Here is a 21708-nt window from a genome sequence, read left to right as displayed (position 1 = left end):
AAATAGTGATGGTAATCGCCGTATTACTATCCTCAATGAATGGTTTCGCACAAATCAAAAATGCGAAAACAGAAACCGTAAAGATTTACGGCAATTGTGGTATGTGTAAAACCACCATCGAAAAAGCAGGTAACATAAAAAAGGTAGCCAACGTGGACTGGAACAAAGATACCAAGATGGCTACGCTCACGTATGACAGCGAGAAAACAAATCAGGATGAAATCCTGAAACGTATCGCTTTGGCGGGTTATGATAGTGAGAAGTTCCGTGCGCCGGATGACGTATATGCGAAACTGGCTGAATGCTGCCAGTACGATAGACCTTTGAAGACAATTGCCCAAAACAAAGGGGCGGCAATGGACATGAAAGTCGGACATGGCAATCACAACCACGGTGAAATGGCAGCACCCGCTAACAAGGATGCAGCTCAAAATCAATCACAGCTAAAAGCTGTGTTTGACAACTACTTTTCAGTGAAAGATGCTTTGATAAAAACCGATGAGGCAACTGCATCTGCCAAAGCCGCTGAATTGGCTGCATCCCTTAAAGCAGTCGATATGAACAAGCTTTCGGCAGAGGAACATACGGCTTGGATGAAAGTAATGCAGGACTTGACAGCTAATGCGGAAAGCATTTCAAAATCAAAAGACGTTGCAAAACAAAGAAGTGCTTTTGCGGCACTTTCGGGAAGCATCTACATACTGGCTAAAGTGTCTAAACAGGATACACCAGTTTATTACCAGCACTGTCCTATGTACAATGGAGGTAAGGGGGCCAATTGGCTAAGTAAAGAGAATGCCATTAAAAACCCATATTACGGCTCACAGATGCTTACCTGCGGCAGTACGGTCGAAACCATTAAATAACAGGTCGGAAAGCTATGGAACAGTATAGTGATATGGTGCAGGCTCTTAAAGACCTAAGACAACGTGGGTACAGTATTGATTTTAGTCTGTTGCCGGACTGCCTTTACTGTGCGTCAAAGAGCCTGAAACTAAAACCGGAGGATTTTACGGTTACGGAAACTCATAGGTTTGAAAGCCTCGACAGCAGTCCTGATAACAATGCCGTGATTTATGCCATATCGTCCAATGACGGTAAGAGCAAAGGGGTACTTGTTGATGCCTATGGTACTTATGCTGAAGAAATGACCCATGAGATGGTAAAAAAATTAAATGCAACATAACTTTTAAAATCCCTTGTTATGAAAAAATACACGTGTCCCATGCACCCGCAGGTGCTAAAAGACGAACCGGGCAAATGCCCTCTTTGTGGCATGGCATTGGTTCCCGGTGGCGGTACGTCAGCTTCTCATGAACACACGCCAGAACATGAGCATTCCGGGCATTCTCAACATGGCCATGATGACGAAAACTTTGATAAACATGAGGGGCATAATACAGGCGATTTCCTCACACGTTTTTGGATAAGCCTTGTCATTACAATCCCTATCCTGCTCCTGTCGCACATGATACAGCAATGGTTGGGTTTCTCCCTTGCTTTCAATGGCGATAAATATGTGCTGTTGGCATTGGGTACGGTGATTTATTGCTATGGAGGCTTACCGTTCCTAAAGGGAATGATTGGCGAGGTGAAAGCCAAAGCCATAGGGATGATGACACTTGTTGCCATTGCCATATCCGTAGCCTATGTTTATTCCGTAGCCGTTGTATTTGGCTTGCAGGGTATGGACTTCTTTTGAGAACTGGCAACCCTAATTGACATCATGCTGTTAGGGCATTGGCTGGAAATGCGTTCCCAAATGGCTGCTTCACGGGCATTACAGTCATTGGTGGCTTTGCTGCCCAACGATGTTACCGTGGAACGTGGCGGAGAAGCTGTAAAGATAAAGCTCGAAGACCTGCAAAGCGGTGAAACGGCTATCATAAAACCGGGAGAAAAAATTCCAGCCGATGGATTGGTACTGGAGGGGCTTTCGTATATCAACGAGAGTATGCTTACCGGGGAAAGTGTTCCCGTAAAAAAGGAAAAGGACGGAAAGGTCATCGCAGGCTCTATCAATGGCGATGGTGCGCTGAAAGTTAAGGTAACAGCCGTGGGAAAAGACAGCTACCTGAACAGGGTTATCAATCTTGTGCAGGAAGCGCAGGCTACTAAGTCTAATACACAGAACCTTGCGGACAAAGTTGCCAAATGGCTCACCTTTATTGCCATTGCCGTGGGCATAGGCACATTTGCCTATTGGTATGCAAGCAGTGGAGATATTGCCTTTGCGCTTGAAAGAATGGTGACGGTAATGGTAACGGCCTGCCCGCACGCATTGGGCGTGGCTATCCCGTTGGTGGTCGCCATTTCCACAACGCTTTCGGCGACCAATGGCCTGCTCATCCGCAACCGTACGGCATTTGAAACCACCCGAAAACTTTCCACCGTCATTTTTGATAAGACCGGAACGCTCACCAAAGGTTCCCATGCCGTAGAAAAGGTTATACCGTTAACAGACGAATATAATGCCGATGAGGTTATCCAGTATGCTGCCGCAGTACAGCAAAATTCGGAACACCATATCGCCAAAGGCATTATGGCTACATTGAAAGAAAAGAGCCTTGCCTTATGGAAGTCTGAAAACTTCAGCTATATGCAGGGCATAGGTGTTAAAGGTGTTGTGAACGGGAAAAATGTCGTAGCTGGCGGCCCGAATTATTTCACCGAAAACCACCTTTCCCTGCCGGAAATACCAAGCGAAATCAATCAGGAAGCCGAAACGGTCAACTTTGTCCTCATTGATGACCGGGTAATCGGCATCATTACTTTGGCAGACAGCATCCGTGAGGGGTCGGCACAGGCGATTGAGGAACTCAAAAAAATGGGCATCAAGTCCTTTCTGCTCACCGGGGACAACGACAGGATTGCTGCTGCCGTAGCCGGAAAATTGGGTATGGACGGGTATTTGGCTAATGTGCTTCCGCACAACAAGCAGGAGAAAGTAAAGGAGTTTCAGGCAAAAGGCGAAATCGTAGCAATGACTGGTGATGGTGTAAATGATGCACCTGCACTGGCACAGGCAGATGTGGGCATTGCCGTGGGTTCCGGTACGGACGTGGCTGCCGAAACAGCGGATATCATATTGGTAGACAGCGACCCGAGGGATGTGGTCAAACTGATTGACTTCGGCAAACTTACCTACAAAAAGATGGTACAGAACCTGATATGGGCGGTTGGCTACAACGTGGTGGCAATACCCCTTGCGGCAGGCGTACTCTATCCGAATTTTGTTTTAAGTCCCGCTATGGGTGCTGTGCTGATGAGTGTAAGCACCATTGTAGTGGCTATTAACGCAAGTTTTTTAAAAATCAAAAAATAAATAAAAATGAAAAATCTAACATTATCAATCATTGCTGTTATCATGGCATTTGTAACAGTATCATGCAATCAGGCATCCAACAAAAACGAGCAGTCTTCAAGTGATACTGCTGTTGTATCACAAGAACAGTCAGCTTCCCAACCAAAAGAGGATGATACGGTAGCTGCGCCCGTTGTGAGTGAAACTCCGAGCGGTCAGGAAGCAAAAGCAACAGGAAAAGAAGAAGCAAAAAACTTTTCTATTGCGCCCATAGTTACCGATTATCTGTCCTTAAAGAACGCCCTTGTTTCGGACGATGACAAAGCTGCCGCCAGTTCAGGGAAAAAGCTGTTAGCTACCCTGAATAAAGTGGACATGAAAGCCGTTCCTGCCGATAAGCACAAAAAGTACATGGACATAGCGGACGATGCTAAAGAACACGCAGAACATATCGGGGAAAATGTCGGCAACATCCACCACCAGCGGGAACATTTGGCCTCGCTTGGCGAAGATTTGAAAGACCTGATTGATTTGTTCGGTACATCGCAAACATTGTATCAGGACCATTGCCCGATGTTCAATGACGGTAAGGGTGCTGTTTGGTTCAGCGAAAACAAGGAAATCAAAAACCCTTACTACGGTTCTAAAATGCTGACCTGCGGTAAGGTGGAAAAAACAATTAACAGCAAATAAAATTCAGGGTTATGGAAAATATGCAAAACAGTCACCATGCGGGTCATTCCTCGGAGCATGGCACGCACAATACAAAACATGCTTCGGCCATGTACAAACGCTTTGCGGTGATGGCTGTAGCCATGTTCGCAGTGATGTATTTTATCATGTACGCCATGATTGACGGGTGGCAGAACCTGATACCCAATATCAACAATTTGTACATGACCCTGCTGATGACCTCGGCAATGCTGCTTATCGAATTAGCGATAATGAAAGTAATGTACCCCAACAGGAAGATGAATTGGGCGATAGCCATCATCTCGGTTGCTGTTGGCATCTTTTCATGGTTTGGTATCAGGGAACAAATCAATGTCGGGGACAAGCAGTTTGCAAAGGGTATGATACCCCATCACGCAGCAGCCATATTGATGTCCGAAAAGGCACACCTGACCGACCCGGAACTGATAGAGCTGCAAAAAAATATACTTAAAACCCAAGCGGAAGAAATTGAACTAATGAAGCGCAAGCTAAAAGAGTTTGAAGAAAGTAAATAATAAAATTTAAAAAAACAAGTTTGGACATGAACAAAATAATAATTGGCTTTATTTCCTTATTAACCCTGCTATTCACCGCTTGCGGTCAGGCGGGGTCAAATAAGGATGAAGCGGAACAGCAGCATTCGCAGGCAACTCCGGAAAGCAACGGACATACTACCCAAATAGGTGAATTGGTTCCATCGGATGAAGTCTGCATGGTCAACGATGCCTATATGGGCAAAAGGCAGTTTGACGTAAAATTTGATGGTAAAACCTATTACGGATGTTGCGAAATGTGTAAGGAACGTATTCCAAAAGATGCGACCGTGCGGATGGCGATAGACCCCTATTCCCATAAGCAGGTAGACAAAGCTAATGCGGTGATTGCTGTGACAGGAAATAACGGTGAAGTTTCTTATTTTGAAAACAAGGAGAATTATGCCAAGTATGTGAAAAAACAGTAGACACAAAAAGATGAAGCCACAATAAAATAATTATGACCATAAAGAAGAAAATCATATTGGGGCTGGCTGTCGTCCTGATTGCCATACAGTTCTTTCAGCCCTTACGGAACCAGGCGGTTGAAGTGCCAGCCACCCATATCGAAAGGGTGTACACCGTACCCCAAAATGTAAAGGCTATCCTTGTTCAGTCCTGTTATGACTGCCATAGCAACAATACCCATTATCCGTGGTACAGCCGTATCCAGCCCGGCGCATGGTACATGGCAGAGCATATAAAAAAGGGGAAAGAGGAACTCAACTTTAGCGAATTTGGCGACTATTCTGTCCGCAGGCAGCGAAACAAGTTCAGGGCTATGGCCGGGCAGGTTAAGGACGGGGAAATGCCATTGTCGTCATATACGCTAATTCATCGTAATGCAGTATTGTCACCGGAGGATAAGCAGGTTTTGATAGCGTGGTTTGGCACAATGGAAGACAGCATTAAATAAAATTTTTCAACGAATGAACAGATATAAAAAAATACCCATAAGAATATTGCAAACAGTGCTGATGCTGCTTTGCACGCAAACGCTGTTTGCACAGAGAGTAGTGCATTACGAGCTGTATGTAAAAGATACACTTGTCAACTATGCAGGTAAGCAAAAAAGGGCGATTGCCGTAAACGGGCAAATCCCCATGCCCACCCTTACCTTTACCGAGGGCGACACTGCCGAAATAGTGGTGCACAACCAATTGAAAGAAAGCACATCACTGCACTGGCATGGTGTGTTCCTGCCCAATAAAGAAGACGGTGTGCCCTGGCTTACGCAAAAGCCCATCGCACCGGGTACAACCTACACCTACCGTTTTCCGATTATCCAGCATGGCACGCACTGGTATCATTCGCACTCAGGCTTGCAGGAGCAGATAGGCATGTACGGTAGTTTTATCATGAAAAAAAGAGGCGACGATAAAACCTTTAGAAAAGGAATTGACGATTTGCCGACCGTCCCGATTATATTAAGTGAGTGGACAAATCTTAACCCGGATAACATCAACCGTATGCTACACAATGCAAATGATTGGGCGGCCATTAAGAAAGGTGCTACGCAATCGTACGTTGAAGCTATTAAGGAGGGAAAATTAGGCGTAAAGGTAAAAAATGAGTGGAAACGGATGCTGGCGATGGATGTCAGTGATGTTTACTATGATAAAATCCTAATAAATGGTAGCCATAGCACCGATTTGAAAACAATTGGTGGTAAAAAGCTAAAAGCAGGTGACAAAGTCAGATTACGCGTTTCCAATGGCGGGGCGTCTTCGTATTTCTGGCTAAGATATGCTGGAGGGAAAATTACAGTAGTAGCGAATGATGGAAATGATGTTGAGCCTGTAGAAGTGGATAGATTAATCATTGCAGTTTCTGAAACTTACGATATTGTAGTGACTATCCCTCAAGATGGGTTAGCATATGAGTTTTTAGCAACAACCGAGGACAGAACACAATCAGCAAGCTACTTTATAGGTGATGGGGTCAAACAGCTTATTTCCCCGCTCCCACGATTGAAGTATTTCGAGGGGATGAAGATGATGAACGATATGATGAAAATGAATGGCGATTTGGACGATATGGGCATGAAGATGAGCCTGAACCAAATGGACATGAATGTAGTGATGTATCCCGAAATTACCGGAGATGCAGCAAAGAAATCAGACCACAGCAAGCATGAAGGTATGAACATGGATGACGACCCTAACCGTTACAACGCTAATGCCTTGGGAGACATCAAAACATTAAATTATGCTATGTTGCAATCGCCTTACAACACCTCCCTTCCAAAAGATGCGCCTGTAAAAGAGTTGAAGTTCACACTTACTGGCAACATGAACCGCTATGTATGGAGCATGGATAATAAAATACTTTCGGAAACGGACAAAATACCTGTAAAAAAAGGAGAAATCCTACGGATTACCATTTATAATAATTCGATGATGCGGCATCCTATGCATCTTCACGGATTTGATTTTAGGGTGATAAACGGAAAAGGCGAAAAATCGCCGCTTAAAAATGTGTTGGATATCATGCCTATGGAAACGGATACCATTGAGTTTTTAGCAAATGAGGAAGGTGATTGGTTCTTTCATTGCCATATATTATATCACATGATGGCGGGAATGAACAGGGTGTTTGAAGTTGGAGACTACAATAACCCCTATTTACCTGACAAGGCAAAAGCCTATAAAGAATTGCAAAGAGAAAGTAATATGCCCCATTTTATGGCACAAAACGATTTTGCAACCAATGGTAATGATGGAGAAGCTATGCTAATGAATGCACGCTATCAATTAGGAACAGAATGGCGCTTAGGCTATAATAGTATGCACGGGTATGAAGTAGAAACTCACTTAGGTAGATACATTGGAAAGATGCAATGGTTCATGCCCTTTGTAGGTTTTGATTTTCGTTACCGGAAAATGGGAGAAGATGAGCACGAAAAGAACATATTTGGACAAACCAACAAGAAAGACACCCGCAAGGCGTTCAGTTTAGGGTTTATGTATACGTTACCTATGCTGGTCAATTTCCAGGCAGAAGTATATCACGATGGAATTGTAAGATTGCAGTTAATGCGCGAAGATATTCCAATTTCAAAAAGATTAAGAGGTGGCTTCATGGTAAATACCGACTTAGAATATATGGGGGAGCTTAGGTATATCATCAATAAAAATATAGGTATACGTACCCACTATGATAGTGATATGGGATTTGGTGTAGGGCTTGCATTGACATATTAAAATAAAATACCGGATGGTTGTAAACTGCAAACCGTAAAATTACGGCAAAATACAGTGGGTGATGCGGGGTATAATTCGTTTGGATTAACCTGCATCATACTACAACCCATCAGACAATACAACAGTTCCACCACCAGCATCATACTGGTTGTTCTTTCATGTAGTTGCATGGGCTAATACGAGCAGTATTAGCATTTCTATATTAATCAGTATCATATTTATCAAAATGAAACGAATGGATAAATTTTACAATGAAACATATCTTAAATTGGAAACAGAAATCCAAGAACTGGAGATTGAAAACGATAACCCGGTACAACGGACAGAAGCCATTATATACCGGATTGTGGAATGTCTGTCCGAAATTAAAGATTATGTTTTGAAACGAGGATTTACAAATGTTGATGAAGAAATCCGATTTTTTAAATATCAAAAGCCAGTCATTGTTTCAAAATTGATTTATTATAATGCCATTTACAAAATCGAGACGAGGAAGCCCTACGGGGCTAAGCGCATTAGAAAATATCTTAAAAAAGAATTGAAGAAGCTAAAAAGGTTTTTCGACAATAACATTGATTTTTATAAATATTACCGAAGCAACAACTCGTTTCTTGACGAGAAAATGTTTGTTCGGGGCAAGCACGATATAAAACTGTGGCTGGATACCTATTATTTTCAGTCCGACCAATCTTTTTCTACTTCCCACGATTATAAGGTAGCCAAGATAATGGCGAATGATTTGATACAGGTGTATCTCGAAGACCAGCTTTACTGCACCTACAAGCGTTTGTTTATAAAACGAACTGCTATTTCGGGGCTGAACTGGACAGGTAGTAAAGCTGCTTTGACAGAACTCATTTACTCCCTATACTACCAAAGCGTTCTCGATAATGGCAATACGGATATTAGGTTGATAGCGGAATATTTTGAAAATGCCTTTAATATTGATTTGGGAAACTTTTACCATACCTATCTCGAAATACGCAACCGGAAACGAAACCGTACCAAATTCCTTGATGCACTGCGGGATAACCTTATTAAGAAAATGGATGAGCAGGAGGAAAAATAATGACAGCGATAGAAAGAGAAACGGCGGACTTGCAGATCCGCCGTTTCTTTTAAAATTCTTCGCTTCTTGGTTACGAGGGAAGCCTGAATCTATCGTTATGCTTTAAAAGATACTTTAGTTATTTCTTATCTTTTGCTTTCTGAAAATGTTCCCGTTCCATTCTCAATAATTCTTCAAACAGCTTGGTTGCCTGCTCAATTGAAAACTGATGATTATTTTCAATTCTTACTGTACCAACCATAGCACCATTTGTCGGTTCAACCTTTTCGTAAAAATTATTAGTATGGTAAAGAACCTGCCCCACATCAAATTTCTTCAAACCCTCTACGCTTACGCCAAGCGCAATAGCTACTTTTTCCAATCGTTCGTCATCCACGTTCTCGGTTTGTTCCAATTTAGATACAGCTTGCTTGGTCACACCCATACGCTCTGCCAAATCCTTTTGCGTAATACCTACCAATCGCCTTGCACTGCCAATTTTTATACCCATGTGGTTTTTCCCCTCCAAATACACGGTTTCTTTTTCTTTTTCCATTGTTATTTTACGAATGATTTTTTTGGTTTATAAATAATTCCAGTTTCTCCCGCTCACTTTGCAACAACCGTTCGTATAACTCGACTACTTTATCTAACGGATTAATATTCTGCGTACTATTCTCACCATGTTGAACAGTACTATCTTTATAACTGTTGATATTATAAATAGCTCGTTCCACATCAAATTTCTTAATGAGGTCAGGGGTTACGCCTAATGCAAAAGCAAATCGTTCCAACATTTCCGGCTCTAAAACAGCTTCCCGTTCTATGGCAGAAATTTGTGGCTGGCTCATACCCAATTCATTAGCAAGCACTTCTTGCTTAATGCCCAAGTAAATACGGATACGCTGCGCATTTCTGCCCTGATGGTTTTCTTCCAGCGTTTCCAAAACGTGTACTTTGTCTTCCTCTTGCATATTTCATTGTCATTTGATAGCGTAAATATAATAAAAGACAACCAAAAAAGCATAATAGACAACCAAAATTACTTCAAAAAAATCTCCATTTCAACGTTATTTGGAACAAATAACTAATAGTGAGAAGATTGACAAACAATTATAAACAATATTACTTCCTTTCCCCAACGGGAGGGATAAAAAGCGATGTTTTGTTCTTCTCAAAGAAATTCAGCCTCCGCTGCATCATCAAAAGCCCGGATTAGCACGTCCTGCAACCATACTCGGAGCAATTAATCATTTCCCAATAACCATAATTTATAAACCCAATGGCGAATAAACTTATTCGTAATAGGATAACGATTTTTATAGCCTGCCATAACCCGGAACTGGTAACGGGCGGCAGGCACTTCCTAATTCTAATTTGTTTCATGTTGTTTGGTGTCGGCATAGCCCGTCCGCAGTCCCGAGAAGTCGGGACTGCAAACAACCAAAACATCACCGCTTTAAACATCGGCGACCAAATCCCTGATGCTCTTTGGAACACACCTTTGCAGGTGGTGAACCACCCGCAGGACAAAAAAAACATCACCCTTGCCGATTACAAAGGCAAGCTGATAATATTGGATTTTTGGAGTACGTGGTGCGGTACTTGTGTAGCTGCATTGCCAAGACTTCACGAACTGGAAAAGGAGTTTAAAGACGATGTTATCATTTTACCGATGACAGACCAGAAAGCCAACGAAATAAAAGCATTCTTAAAGAAGAATCGAGTACTTTCCCGATTAAACTTGTTTTCAGTTACCGATGACAATACATATAAATTCCATTTCCCTTACACCATGTTGCCGCATGAGGTATGGATTAGCAAATCCGGCGAAGTACAAGCTATTACACACTCATCTGATGTAACAAAGGAAAATATTACTTCGGCATTGAAAGGCAATGCAAATAGCATTGCACAGAAAAAGGACAACCTTACCTATGATGACACACGTCCATTACTGCTTAATAATAATGGTGCTGACGGGGATTTTTTTGTTAGCAGAAGTATTATTACGTTAGCCATAGAAGGCATTCCTCGTTCAAATGCTCTACCAAAAGTGAACGAAAAAGAGAGCACCTTTCGGGTACTATCTACCAATGCTGACATCCGCCGTATGTACGAACTTGCATTTAGAGAATTGCTAACAATGCCACCTAACCGGACAAAGCTGGAGTTGAAGGAACCATTTTCTGTTTCGGAGAAAAGGTTTTTACAGGATAAGTATTGCTACGAATGGATTGCCCCATTGTCAGTATTGAAGCACTTTCCCCAAAAAGTACAGGCTGACCTCAATTATCACTTTGGCATAAATGGGCGTATGGAAAAACGTAATACAAAATGCTATACCATTAAGATTATAGGGAAAACGACAATAATCCCCAATAAACCCGAAGACGGCTTACAATACCTTTCGGCTTGGGTAAACAAGACCAATAAAGATATACAGCATATTCCTGTTGTAAATGATTTTACTGACCAAAAAATAGCCATCCCAAAAATAGCACATGCTATTGAGGATGTGGAAGCTGTTAACAGGCAACTTAAACCATTCGGTATTGCCATCGTGGAAGATGAAAGAGTGCTGGATTTTTTTGTCATTTCTGAACTATAAACCAAACTACTCAATGAAACGAACAATTACTTTTTTACTCATACTTTTTTCAGTTACCAATACCATTGCCCAAAACATATCCAACATTCGGGGTAAGGTAGTCAATAATGAAAATGGTCAGCCCGTAGCAGGTGCTACGGTCAAATTGTTGAACCGCAGTCAGAATAACACCGTACAAACTGATGAAGACGGAAATTTTGAATTTACAAATAAAGCATTCCCTTTAGCAGTTAGTGTTAGTTACATTGGATTAGCAGATACGACATTTGTCCTTTCTGCTGCTCCACAAAACCCATTGACGGTGCACCTAAATCCGGCAAGCAATACTTTAAGCGAAGTAGTGGTATCCACGGGTATTCAAAAAATACCCAAAGAAAGAGCCACAGGGTCATTTGACCATATCGACAACGAATTGTTTAATCGTCAAATCTCTACCGATGTATTGAGCAGGTTGGACGGTATTGCCAGTTCAGCAATGTTTGATAACAGACCCGGTGTAGGCAGTAACAATTTGAGCATACGAGGTCTAAGCACTATTTTTTCCAATACGAAACCATTAATCATACTGAATAATTTTCCCTACGAGGGCAATATAAATGATATTAACCCGAACGATGTGGAAGATATTACCATTCTAAAGGATGCAACCGCAGCCTCTATATGGGGCGTAAGAGCCGGAAACGGTGTAATCGTTATAACGACCAAGAAAGCCAAACGGAACCAGCCGCCTGCCATATCGTTTAACAGCAATATGACTCTTATTCAAAAGCCGGATATGATGCAACTGCCTTATATGTCTTCTGCGGATTATATAGGTGTCGAAAAAATGCTTTTTGACAATAACTTTTACGATGCCAATGAGCAGTTAGGCTACGTGCCATTATCCCCCGCAGTGGAATTAATGTATAAAAATAAACACGGGTTACTAACCGATGCCGCATTGCAACAAGGGCTGAACGAATTAGCGCAATACGATATACGTCGGGAATTGAATAAATACGTTTACAGGAAAGGGCTAAACCAGCAATATTCCCTAAACGTGAGTGGGCAGAGCGAAAATGTAAGCTATTATCTTTCTGGTGGCTATGATGACAATACCAGCACCACCGATGGAGGTTATAAACGGTATAATCTACGTTCTGACAATACGTTTCGACTTTCCAAAAAATTGAGTTGGGATGCCGCCTTGTTTTTTACCCATACCTTCACAAACGCAGGAAGACCTACCAATTTTTCTTCGTTACCTTATGCCCGTATTGCGGACGAAAATGGAAACGCTTTACCAATAGACCGATATTATCGGTCAAACTATATTCAGGAAACAAAACAAAATGGATTATTAGATTGGACGTATCGTCCATTGGACGAAATAAACCTCATCAACAATAAGCAGAAAACAAACAGCCTGATATTGAATACAGGGCTGAATTATGACATTGGCAAAGGGCTGATTGTAGAAATCAAATACCAATATGAAAACGCACAGGGAGCAGGAAAAGATATACGGAGCATGGCATCCTATTATACCCGTGATAGGATAAATACCTATACACAGGTTGGTACGGATGGAGCGTTATTCCGCCCAATACCTTTGGGCGATATCTTAAATGAATCAACAAACAGCTTCACGTCGCAATCTCTCCGTTTACAACTGAATTACTCCAAAACTTGGGATAAACACCAGCTAACAGGTCTTGCTGGAGCAGAGGCTCGTCAGGCAAACACCACTCTAACACAGTCTACACAATATGGTTATAATCCCCATATTTTGACGACTATCGCAGTTAATTACGATACTGATTATACTTTGTACAGTCCCACAGGTGGAATTGCAAAAATTCCAAATCCATATTTTACATCCGAAACTAACGATAGGTTTATATCCTTTTTTACCAATTGGGCTTATACGTTTGATAACCGCTATAATCTTAACATTAGTGCAAGACAAGATGGCTCAAATCTGTTTGGAGTAAGGAGCAATCAACGGTTTACCCCACTTTGGTCGGTTGGTGGTAGCTGGCATCTGACGAATGAACGGTTTATCAATATTACATGGCTTGACCTGTTGAAGCTAAGGACGACTTTCGGTTATAGCGGTAACCTCAATCGCAATGTTTCGGCTCTGCCCACAATGCGTTATTACAATGGTGGAAATTTAATAAATACGCCTTATGGTGTATTAGTTAATCCACCGAACGAAAATCTTCGTTGGGAAAAGAACGGGCAGTTCAATGTAGGGTTTGACTTTGCTGTTTTAAAACAACGTTTAAGCGGTACATTTGAATACTATCACAAGAAAAATACCGACCTTATTGGTTATATGCCTATCGACCAAACCACAGGTGCAATAGGTTCCTTAAGTAGCCGAGGGTTCACTTATCTTGGAAATTCGGCTTCCATGACCGGAAACGGAATAGATATACAATTGCATAGTGTCAATATCCGTAAAGCATTTGAATGGCGGACAGACTTGCTGTACAGTACCGTAAAAACTAAAATAACGGAATATCTTGCCGAGACAAGAGACCTCAATAATTATCTTAATAGCGGATTGGTTATTTCGCCCATCATTGGAAAACCCGCCTATTCTATTTTTGCATTTCGATGGGCTGGTCTTGACCCCGAAACAGGCGACCCTATGGGCTACCTTCATGGCGAAGTAAGCAAAGATTATGCAGCCATCCGCAACGAAACCACACCAGAAGAACTGATTTATTATGGCTCCGCCACTCCTACACATTTCGGTGCTTTAAGAAATACGTTCTCATGGAAAGGGTTAAGTCTTTCATTCAATATCAGCTATAAATTAGGGTTCTATTTCAGGAGAAACAGCGTGTACTATAACGCAATATTCAATGGCACAGGTTCGCATTCGGATTTTAGTCTAAGATGGCAAAAGCCGGGTGATGAAGTCACCACACAGATTCCGTCAATGGTCTATCCGAATAATAACAATCGGGATGGCTATTTTTATCCACGTGCCGAAGTGCTGATTTCAAAGGGAGACAATATACGCTTACAGGACATCAACCTTAGTTACCAAATTAAATCATTGGAAAACAAATGGAAACTGAAAAGATTGGAGGTATTGATGTACGCTACCAATTTAGGGACGATATGGAAAGCGGATAAACATAACGTCGACCCGGAATTTGGAGATTTATCACCACTAAGAACTTTTTCATTTGGTTTAAGAGCAGGCTTTTAAAATTTAGAAACTATGACACGATATATAATAATATTACTGATTACAATAATCACATTTTCAGGATGTGAAAAATATTTGGACGTTAAACCGGATAAATCGCTTGTCGTACCGACCACGGTTGCAGACCTTAGAGCATTATTGTATAACACATCGAGAATGAATAGCTGGTATCCCTCAATTCAGGATGGTGCTACGGATAATCAATTTGTACAAACAGAAAATTTGAATAGATTCACTTCATTAACAGCAAAAAACATCTATACATGGAATGATGATGTATTTAACGATGATGAAACCAACGAATGGTCGATGATGTATGCAGCAATCTACTCATGCAATTTGATTTTGGAGCAGTTGGAGAAAATTGAACCTGTTCCGGTAGAAAAAAACCAAATTGAGGGAGAGGCTTTGTTTTTCCGCTCCTTTGCATTTTACAATGTTGCCCAGCTTTGGGCAAAACCTTATGAGAAAAATACGGCACAAACAGACTTAGGTATTCCACTAAGGTTAAAATCTGATATTGGTGAGAAATCTATAAGGTCATCGGTTGAAGAAACTTATACTAAAATTACCAATGACTTGAACAGGGCTGTTATACTTTTATCCGTCAATAGCCCATATAAAACAACACCAACGAAGCAGGCTGTCTATGGACTGTTAGCCCGCATATACTTATCAATGGAAGACTATGATAAAGCACTATCTTACGCAGACACTTGTTTAAGCTATTCAGATGCTTTACTTGATTACAATACATTAACAATGGGGTCGGCAACCTCATTCCCGATACCTCGCTATAATGAAGAAATAATTTTTCATGCTAACGATTTTGGGCGTATGGTGATGAGCATTACCTATGGAAGAATTGATAGCAACCTATATAAGTCTTATGAATCGAACGATATTAGAAAAACAGCTTTCTTTAGAAACAGAGCGGGCTATTATTCCTTTAGGGGAAATTACGATGGCAATTCAGGAATGTGGTTTGCCGGAATTTCTACCAACGAAATCTATCTGATAAAAGCTGAATGTGAAGCAAGAGCAGGAAATATTACCACGGCTTTACAGACCGTAAACGAACTATTAAAAAATCGCTATAACAGCACATTTATTCCATTCAGTTCGGACAATGATGAAACTGTATTAAGGTTTATCTTGGATGAGCGAAGAAAGGAATTAATATGGCGGGGATTACGGTGGTCGGATTTAAGACGATTGAACAAGGACAGCCGTTTTTCAAAAACGATAACAAGAAATATTGATGGAAAGATTTATACATTAGAGCCAAACAGTCCAAAGTATGTCTTTCCCATACCCAATAGTGTGATACTTAACAACGGTATGCAACAAAACGAGCGGTAACAAGGTTCAGCATAATACCGCTAATAATTATTATTCTATCCTTGTATATATAGACGAAATAACTGTATTCATATCAGGGTGTTCAGTATCTCCAATGAGTGGTTTTGCCTTAATAGCACACAATATATCATTTCCCGTTATACACGGAGGTGCTGTACTACCATTTTCATTAACAAGTGCGAAATTTTCTGGGTTGGAGATGTTACCATCTCCCGTTTCATCTGTATAGGCAAACCATTTTTCTCCAGCAAGACTGGCGTTTTTCATTACCGAAAAGGACATTGTTACAGATGCAATGGTTACCGCTGCCAGTGCAAATAGGTTATTTTTTATTTTTTTCATCATTTTAAAATTTTGAGGTTGAAGAAATGGTCTTTTCCTTTGGATGATTAAATCTAATTAACGAAAGTATTCTCTAAATAGAGTGTGAACATGGGATAATCCTTGTTCACACTCTTTCAAATTATTTACTGAAAAAGCTATTGCAGCTTTCTTTCTCTGTCGTCAATAACAGTACCTAAATTGGGATGTTCTTCACCACCAATCATCACAGGTTGAGCCTTAACCGCACAGATTTCGTCACTTCCTTCAGGACACGTAGGCGGATTAGCGCCATCACTTGGCGTGAGTATATAATTTTCAGGATTGTTGGGATTTCCATCTCCGGTTTCATCAGTGTACTCAAACCATTTTTCTCCTGCAAAACTGGCGTTTTTCATCACGGTAAACGACATGGTTACAGCTGCAATGGCTATTGCTACTACAGCAAATAGGTTCATTTTTAATTTTTTCATCGCTTTAAAATTTTGATGTTAAAAAATACTTTTTTATATGTCTTTTGGCAGACGCGCCCTCGGTAGCTTCGCCTCCGGCGTTGCTACCTCGTAATTTATGCCATAAGTAAAGCCCCAAAATGCTTAGGGAAAGGAAAAAGAGATTAAAGAAAAAATGCTGTGTCCAGTTCATACCACTTATCACCGAACCACACCCGCATGGTAATTTTTCCCATGCACCCATAAGAGCCACAGCGATATATGCTGTAAAAGCGGTCATTAATACGGTAGATAGTATTAGACCTGCTTTGCGATACTTTTCCATTACCAATGCCAGCACTGTTATTAACTCCAATGCCGGGAGCGAGTATATTAGGATATATCCTATGCTATCTGAAAAAGGTTGGCGGAGAATGCCTCCTTTAAACGCTGTAAAGTCTGTTATTTTATCGATGCCTACGGGTATCCAAAGAAGCAGCAAAAGAATAATAACGACATTGAGTGTTATCCGTTTTCTTTTGATTTGGTTTTGATATGTAGCTGCTGTTTCCATTGTCTTTGTATCTTAATGATGGTTATCACCATCCTTTGATACAAAGTTCATCAAAGCCGTAAGCGTGTGAAAGACAAAATCGGTAAATATTGAGCAACTTTGTGTAAGAAATTTTCCGATTTTATCAATTTCGGGGAAATTCCGTTACCTGCGTTTCAGGTATTGCTCTAAAGCAGTACGAAATGGACGTTCATTGGTGTAGCCAACTTCCATATATACGTCTTTTATAGCTTTCCCTTGTTTTTCGATGAGGAACAAGGCGTGAGAAATGCGCAATTCGGTAATAAAATCCTGTACGCTTATGTGGTACTGGCGTTTGAAGATATTGAGCAAAGTACGTTCCGTAACGAAAAAGTATTCTGAAAGGAATTTTATGGTAAGCGCATTATCACAATAATGTTCCTGGATATAGGCTTTGATTTTATAAGCAAGGTCGGCTTTTTGGTCTTCTAACATTGTGTCGTAATGCTCCAGAAGGTAGCTGATATACTTGCGGAGATTGCCATCCAATGCCCCGATATTGGTCTGTGAATAACTGTATATTTTATACAGCCATCGGTGTATCTTCCTGTCCATCCTGAATTGGTACATGGTGTCGTAGGTGCGGTTATCGTGATTAAAACGATGCAGGACGTTTTGGATATTAGGGTAGTTATGGTACATGCTTTCTATCCATTCAGGCAAAATACTTACCACGAGACAGATATGCATGCCTTTTTGGGCATAGGCGAAATACCTGCCCGAATCGTAATAGGACATGAGGAAGCTGTTAGGCTGCGTTTTTATAATCGGCTTACGGCTTTCAGTCATATACAACAATGTGCCTTTGAGCATAAAATAAAGGTACAGTTGCCGCTCTTGAATGTCGAAAGGAATATAAACAGGGTTGCTTACATTAAGCTGCACTAAATCTATAAAAAAAGGACTGTTTTTAATTTGCTGGCTCAATAGTTCATAATACGGCAGCGTAAAGCCCTGCCTTTGGACAGCGAAAGGTAATGGGTATTTGCTCCACTCCGGGAGGTCGTTGGGATTGGCTATCCACCTTTTAAATTCGCTTTCTATTTTTAGGATATAAGGTATTTCCATAGGCGGTAATTTATTCTCCTATCGGATGCCTTAATAAATTCCGCCCTCTTACTTCAATTCCACTTTTACGGTAAGGGGTTCCTGTAATCAAACGGATGGAATTTGATATAGGCTATACAAATCTGAACCATTCAAATGAATAAAAAACCCAAGTTGGGTAGAACTTGGGTAAAATTTTTTTTCAAACAATTGAAGCAAGTGGGAAAGAAAGTGTACCGGGGCGTGCCACCGTCTGCATTTAACCACCGCACAGAGGACGACCCAAAAATGCAACCGGGTCGGGCTATCCGCTATATCTTTTGCGGATCTTAAAGGACCACAAAAGGATGTCGCTGCTATCCCTCACGCAATATGCCATTTAGTAAACTAATCATCTTACTTGCCTCTGCGCTCATTTTGGAAAAGGCAAACCATTTCCTACCCAAATCCTTTAGTGATGCGCCGATGTGGTATAGTTCCGTACCGTCAATAATGAGGAAACGGTCATGGGCATGGGCAAATGCGTGTACATTGATAGCCGGATATTGACTGTTGTAGCGTTGTAAATCGAGTTGTAATTGATTACTGATATTTTTGGTGTAAATAGTGGCAGATACGGATTGCCCACGCTTTCCGAGTAGCGTTAGCACCGTATCATCCACATAGTTGTCTATAAGGATAATTGACCTTTGTGCGCTCCGTATAATATCGGCGACAAAGGTATAGGCATCAAATATCTGCCCGTCATAGAAAATACCTTTATCACTGTGCAGCTTCCCGCTTTCCAAAGCCTTAAAGATTTCCTCAAATTTGCCGTCCGCTTCAATCTGTTTGAGTTCGATTTTATCCATCCGGGAGAACAATGCGGCATTTCCGATTAACAATCTGCGCATTTCCACAAAGGCATTCATAATCTCGATGCTGACCTTTACAGCTATCTCGCTGCGCAAAACGGCGGACAGCATGGCGACCCCTTGCTCGCCAAAAACATAGGGCAGGTAACGCCTGCCGCCGTAATTTAAACTTGAGGTTCCAATTTGGAACCTCAAGTTTTCAGCTTCTTCTTCTGTTAATTGAAAGCAGAATGATTGGGGAAACCGCTCTATGTTTCTTTTTACGGCTTTGTTAAGGTTTTTTGTTTCGACCTGGTACAACTTGGCAAGGTCGCTGTCCAACATAACCTGTTTGCCCCGTATTGTGTAGATAAGGTTTTCTATTTCCTTTCGGCTTATGATTGCGTTGCTGTTCATCTCTTTTTATATGTGCTGTTGTCAAATTCAAACGATGTTTCATAGGTATCTTTCAGTACGATACGGGCATCAAACTTTTTGCCTGCTTTGCTTTTCATCCCTTTGATAAGGCTGGTCGTTCCTTTGTTTACGAGGTTCTCCACTTCGTTAAGGCTCAACCGTACCCCGCAGATATTGCGGAACAAAAGCCAGTTGCACGCTTCATCGGGACATTTGACCACCTTATCCCTGATGAGCAGTTTATGGGCTTTGCACTTTTGGCAGGTCAGTTCGTGCTGCTTTTCGCCCGCAATGCTGATGCTCAACAGTTCCTGCGTAACGGCCGAGGCGTAGGCTTCCATGGATTGGTGAAAATCCATAGCATCTGCCTCGTTGTTTTCAATCTTCTGCAAAGCCATTTCCCATTCGGCGGTCATAGCTACATCGGCAATTCTTTTGTCCTTTACAGCATCATAAACCTGCAATCCTTTTTCGGTAGGAACAAGGGATTTCTTTTCACGCTTGATATAATCCCGCTTAAAAAGCGTTTCGATTATTGCCGCTCTTGTAGCGGGTGTTCCAATGCCAATGCCTTGCAAGGCTTTACGCTCATCTTCATTCGCTATTTCCTTTCCGGCATTTTCCATTGCCGACAATAGTCCGGCTTCGGTAAACAGCACAGGTGGTTTTGTTTTCTTTTCCAAACAGGAGGCTTCTTTGATTTTCAATTCACCGCCTTTTTTCAGTTCGGGCAAATCCTGTATCGGTTCGGTATCTTCGTCCGAAAATGTTCCTTTGATCGAACGCCAGCCCGCTTCCAAAACTTTACAGCCTTTTAGCATAAAATCGTAGTGTGATACTTCCAATGCTATATCCGTTATTTCTTTAATGCAAGGCTGAGAGATAGCTTCGAGCAGTCGAAAGGCAATCATATCATAAACCTTTGTTTCGTCGGCATTGAGTGCAGACGGCACTTTGTCCGTGATGAGTATTCCGTGGTGGTCTGTTACACGCAGGTCATTCACGACACGTTTATTGAAGCGACCCCATTTTAATTTAGAAATAGCTTGCTTAAAGTTATCATTGTCCTGTAACGCTCTTACAAGATTAGGTATCTCACTCCACATATCTTCGGGTATATATTTGCTTCCGGTACGTGGATAGGTAATAAATTTCTTTTCATAAAGGTTCTGGGCAATATTGAGTGTTTGCTCTGCCGACAGGTTCAGCTTTTTATTGGCTTCTTTTTGCAAGCCTGTGAGATCAAAAAGCAAGGGGGGTTGCTCCGTGGTGTTTTTGTTTTCCACAGATATGACCGTTGCGGTTCCGTGTCTTTGGACCAGTCGTAATGTATCTTCCGCAAGCTTTTGTTCGTTCCATTTGGTTTTTGAGATACTCTTAAAATCAATATCCTCTTTGCGGTGCAATAGCTGAATTTGCCAATACTTTTTAATAGCGAAATTTTTATTTTCCAGATAGCGTTTACAAATCAAAGCCAATGTAGGTGTTTGCACCCTGCCCAGCGAATAAATGCCGTTGCCAGCGGCTATACTCAATGCCTGTGTCGCATTGATGCCGATCAGCCAATCGGCACGGCTTCTGCCTTGTGCAGCCTGAAATAAGCCGTCAAATTCTTTACCGTCTTTCAGGCTGTCAAACCCTTGCTTGATTGCTTTTTCAGTAAGCGAGCTTATCCAAAGCCGCTGAAAGGGCTTACGGCATTTCAGATATTCATAAATGTACCGAAAGATAAGTTCACCCTCACGACCTGCATCGGTAGCTACGATAATACTGTTGCTTTTATGGAATAGCTCCTTGATGACTTTCAGTTGCTTTAATGCTCCAGTATCGACTGTATAACCTTTGTCTTTTTTGACCTTACGAACAGTCAAAATAAACGGATTCGGGAGTATCGGCAAGGAAGCCTTGTCAAATCCCGAAATCCCATAATCTTCGGGCATTCCCAAACCGATAAGGTGTCCGAATGCCCACGTAACGAAATAGCCATTGCCCGTTAGATAACCGTCCTTTTTTTCGGAAACACCCAACAAGCTGGCTATTTCCCTTGCTACGCTTGGTTTTTCTGCGATAATTGTTTTCAT

The 21708-nt window shown here is 41.5% G+C and carries 21 protein-coding genes; 13 read left to right on the top strand and 8 right to left on the bottom strand.

Features of this window, described 5'->3' with window-relative positions; all coding sequences use genetic code 11:
• Positions 1-8 precede the first annotated feature (8 nt).
• The 10 genes from QYC40_RS12120 to QYC40_RS12075 all read left to right on the top strand — a co-directional run bounded on the left by QYC40_RS12120 (position 9) and on the right by QYC40_RS12075 (position 8823).
• Complete coding sequence (locus QYC40_RS12120) at positions 9-866, top strand: DUF3347 domain-containing protein (protein WP_002993261.1); 858 nt, start codon at positions 9-11, stop codon at positions 864-866.
• Positions 867-880: 14 nt separating this feature from the next.
• Complete coding sequence (locus QYC40_RS12115; protein ID WP_002993263.1) at positions 881-1186, top strand: hypothetical protein; 306 nt, start codon at positions 881-883, stop codon at positions 1184-1186.
• Positions 1187-1204: 18 nt separating this feature from the next.
• Positions 1205-1702, top strand: coding sequence for a heavy metal-binding domain-containing protein (locus QYC40_RS12110; protein ID WP_301990489.1), 498 nt, complete (start codon positions 1205-1207; stop codon positions 1700-1702).
• A 3-nt stretch (positions 1703-1705) separates the two neighbouring features.
• Positions 1706-3325 carry a heavy metal translocating P-type ATPase gene (locus QYC40_RS12105; protein ID WP_367652327.1) on the top strand — a complete coding sequence of 540 codons (1620 nt, stop codon included), beginning with the start codon at positions 1706-1708 and terminating at the stop codon, positions 3323-3325.
• 6 nt (positions 3326-3331) lie between these two features.
• Complete coding sequence (locus QYC40_RS12100; protein WP_002993266.1) at positions 3332-3997, top strand: DUF3347 domain-containing protein; 666 nt, start codon at positions 3332-3334, stop codon at positions 3995-3997.
• Positions 3998-4008: 11 nt separating this feature from the next.
• Positions 4009-4533, top strand: a complete 525-nt coding sequence (locus tag QYC40_RS12095; protein WP_002993268.1) for a DUF305 domain-containing protein — start codon at positions 4009-4011, stop codon at positions 4531-4533.
• A 26-nt stretch (positions 4534-4559) separates the two neighbouring features.
• Complete coding sequence (locus QYC40_RS12090; RefSeq protein WP_002993270.1) at positions 4560-4979, top strand: hypothetical protein; 420 nt, start codon at positions 4560-4562, stop codon at positions 4977-4979.
• 122 nt (positions 4980-5101) lie between these two features.
• Entirely contained in the window at positions 5102-5467 is a 366-nt protein-coding gene (locus QYC40_RS12085) for a heme-binding domain-containing protein (protein ID WP_232046378.1), read from the top strand.
• A gap of 13 nt (positions 5468-5480) precedes the next feature.
• Positions 5481-7754, top strand: coding sequence for a multicopper oxidase family protein (locus QYC40_RS12080; protein ID WP_037459500.1), 2274 nt, complete (start codon positions 5481-5483; stop codon positions 7752-7754).
• A 235-nt stretch (positions 7755-7989) separates the two neighbouring features.
• Entirely contained in the window at positions 7990-8823 is an 834-nt protein-coding gene (locus QYC40_RS12075; protein ID WP_037459503.1) for an RteC domain-containing protein, read from the top strand.
• A gap of 118 nt (positions 8824-8941) precedes the next feature.
• On the opposite strand, the gene QYC40_RS12070 is transcribed toward QYC40_RS12075, so the two are convergent.
• Together QYC40_RS12070 and QYC40_RS12065 are read right to left on the bottom strand one after the other, a co-directional pair.
• A complete protein-coding gene (locus tag QYC40_RS12070; protein WP_002993276.1) occupies positions 8942-9358 on the bottom strand; it encodes a helix-turn-helix domain-containing protein in 417 nt (138 codons plus the stop codon).
• Between the two features lie 7 nt (positions 9359-9365).
• Positions 9366-9776, bottom strand: coding sequence for a helix-turn-helix domain-containing protein (locus tag QYC40_RS12065; protein WP_002993277.1), 411 nt, complete (start codon positions 9774-9776; stop codon positions 9366-9368).
• Positions 9777-10084: 308 nt separating this feature from the next.
• Between QYC40_RS12065 and QYC40_RS12060 the strand changes: the two genes are divergently transcribed.
• From QYC40_RS12060 to QYC40_RS12050, 3 genes are read left to right on the top strand one after another with little or no spacing between them, the layout of a single operon-like run.
• Complete coding sequence (locus tag QYC40_RS12060) at positions 10085-11413, top strand: TlpA disulfide reductase family protein (protein ID WP_094280393.1); 1329 nt, start codon at positions 10085-10087, stop codon at positions 11411-11413.
• 13 nt (positions 11414-11426) lie between these two features.
• Entirely contained in the window at positions 11427-14621 is a 3195-nt protein-coding gene (locus QYC40_RS12055; protein WP_301990488.1) for a SusC/RagA family TonB-linked outer membrane protein, read from the top strand.
• Positions 14622-14633: 12 nt separating this feature from the next.
• Positions 14634-15983 carry a RagB/SusD family nutrient uptake outer membrane protein gene (locus tag QYC40_RS12050; protein ID WP_094280395.1) on the top strand — a complete coding sequence of 450 codons (1350 nt, stop codon included), beginning with the start codon at positions 14634-14636 and terminating at the stop codon, positions 15981-15983.
• A 30-nt stretch (positions 15984-16013) separates the two neighbouring features.
• Here the strand turns inward: QYC40_RS12050 and QYC40_RS12045 are convergent, their stop codons facing one another.
• From QYC40_RS12045 to QYC40_RS12020, 6 genes are all read right to left on the bottom strand, one after another.
• On the bottom strand, positions 16014-16328 hold the full coding sequence (locus tag QYC40_RS12045; RefSeq protein ID WP_002993282.1) for a hypothetical protein: 315 nt from the start codon (positions 16326-16328) through the stop codon (positions 16014-16016).
• Positions 16329-16462: 134 nt separating this feature from the next.
• Positions 16463-16777, bottom strand: a complete 315-nt coding sequence (locus tag QYC40_RS12040; protein WP_003010122.1) for a hypothetical protein — start codon at positions 16775-16777, stop codon at positions 16463-16465.
• A 4-nt stretch (positions 16778-16781) separates the two neighbouring features.
• The gene (locus QYC40_RS12035; RefSeq protein WP_002993285.1) at positions 16782-17309 is read right to left on the bottom strand and encodes a MauE/DoxX family redox-associated membrane protein; all 528 of its coding nucleotides are present in this window, start codon (positions 17307-17309) and stop codon (positions 16782-16784) included.
• Between the two features lie 144 nt (positions 17310-17453).
• On the bottom strand, positions 17454-18398 hold the full coding sequence (locus tag QYC40_RS12030) for an AraC family transcriptional regulator (RefSeq protein WP_301990487.1): 945 nt from the start codon (positions 18396-18398) through the stop codon (positions 17454-17456).
• Positions 18399-18733: 335 nt separating this feature from the next.
• Positions 18734-19627, bottom strand: a complete 894-nt coding sequence (locus tag QYC40_RS12025; RefSeq protein ID WP_002993291.1) for an ORF6N domain-containing protein — start codon at positions 19625-19627, stop codon at positions 18734-18736.
• Complete coding sequence (locus QYC40_RS12020) at positions 19624-21708, bottom strand: type IA DNA topoisomerase (protein WP_002993293.1); 2085 nt, start codon at positions 21706-21708, stop codon at positions 19624-19626. The genes QYC40_RS12025 and QYC40_RS12020 overlap by 4 nt, the downstream gene beginning before the upstream one ends.

The organism is Sphingobacterium sp. BN32, assembly GCF_030503615.1.
GTDB lineage: Bacteria > Bacteroidota > Bacteroidia > Sphingobacteriales > Sphingobacteriaceae > Sphingobacterium.
This window is presented reverse-complemented; position numbering and strand designations above follow the sequence as displayed.

What these genes read in the sequence shown, in the direction of transcription:
- QYC40_RS12120 (WP_002993261.1), top strand. Translation starts at nt 9, where the DNA reads ATGGTAATCGCCGTATTACTATCCTCAATGAATGGTTTCGCACAAATC.
- QYC40_RS12115 (WP_002993263.1), top strand. Translation starts at nt 881, where the DNA reads ATGGAACAGTATAGTGATATGGTGCAGGCTCTTAAAGACCTAAGACAA.
- QYC40_RS12110 (WP_301990489.1), top strand. Translation starts at nt 1,205, where the DNA reads ATGAAAAAATACACGTGTCCCATGCACCCGCAGGTGCTAAAAGACGAA.
- QYC40_RS12100 (WP_002993266.1), top strand. Translation starts at nt 3,332, where the DNA reads ATGAAAAATCTAACATTATCAATCATTGCTGTTATCATGGCATTTGTA.
- QYC40_RS12095 (WP_002993268.1), top strand. Translation starts at nt 4,009, where the DNA reads ATGGAAAATATGCAAAACAGTCACCATGCGGGTCATTCCTCGGAGCAT.
- QYC40_RS12090 (WP_002993270.1), top strand. Translation starts at nt 4,560, where the DNA reads ATGAACAAAATAATAATTGGCTTTATTTCCTTATTAACCCTGCTATTC.
- QYC40_RS12080 (WP_037459500.1), top strand. Translation starts at nt 5,481, where the DNA reads ATGAACAGATATAAAAAAATACCCATAAGAATATTGCAAACAGTGCTG.
- QYC40_RS12075 (WP_037459503.1), top strand. Translation starts at nt 7,990, where the DNA reads ATGGATAAATTTTACAATGAAACATATCTTAAATTGGAAACAGAAATC.
- QYC40_RS12070 (WP_002993276.1), bottom strand. Translation starts at nt 9,358, where the DNA reads ATGGAAAAAGAAAAAGAAACCGTGTATTTGGAGGGGAAAAACCACATG.
- QYC40_RS12065 (WP_002993277.1), bottom strand. Translation starts at nt 9,776, where the DNA reads ATGCAAGAGGAAGACAAAGTACACGTTTTGGAAACGCTGGAAGAAAAC.
- QYC40_RS12060 (WP_094280393.1), top strand. Translation starts at nt 10,085, where the DNA reads ATGGCGAATAAACTTATTCGTAATAGGATAACGATTTTTATAGCCTGC.
- QYC40_RS12055 (WP_301990488.1), top strand. Translation starts at nt 11,427, where the DNA reads ATGAAACGAACAATTACTTTTTTACTCATACTTTTTTCAGTTACCAAT.
- QYC40_RS12050 (WP_094280395.1), top strand. Translation starts at nt 14,634, where the DNA reads ATGACACGATATATAATAATATTACTGATTACAATAATCACATTTTCA.
- QYC40_RS12045 (WP_002993282.1), bottom strand. Translation starts at nt 16,328, where the DNA reads ATGATGAAAAAAATAAAAAATAACCTATTTGCACTGGCAGCGGTAACC.
- QYC40_RS12040 (WP_003010122.1), bottom strand. Translation starts at nt 16,777, where the DNA reads ATGAAAAAATTAAAAATGAACCTATTTGCTGTAGTAGCAATAGCCATT.
- QYC40_RS12035 (WP_002993285.1), bottom strand. Translation starts at nt 17,309, where the DNA reads ATGGAAACAGCAGCTACATATCAAAACCAAATCAAAAGAAAACGGATA.
- QYC40_RS12030 (WP_301990487.1), bottom strand. Translation starts at nt 18,398, where the DNA reads ATGGAAATACCTTATATCCTAAAAATAGAAAGCGAATTTAAAAGGTGG.
- QYC40_RS12025 (WP_002993291.1), bottom strand. Translation starts at nt 19,627, where the DNA reads ATGAACAGCAACGCAATCATAAGCCGAAAGGAAATAGAAAACCTTATC.
- QYC40_RS12020 (WP_002993293.1), bottom strand. Translation starts at nt 21,708, where the DNA reads ATGAAAACAATTATCGCAGAAAAACCAAGCGTAGCAAGGGAAATAGCC.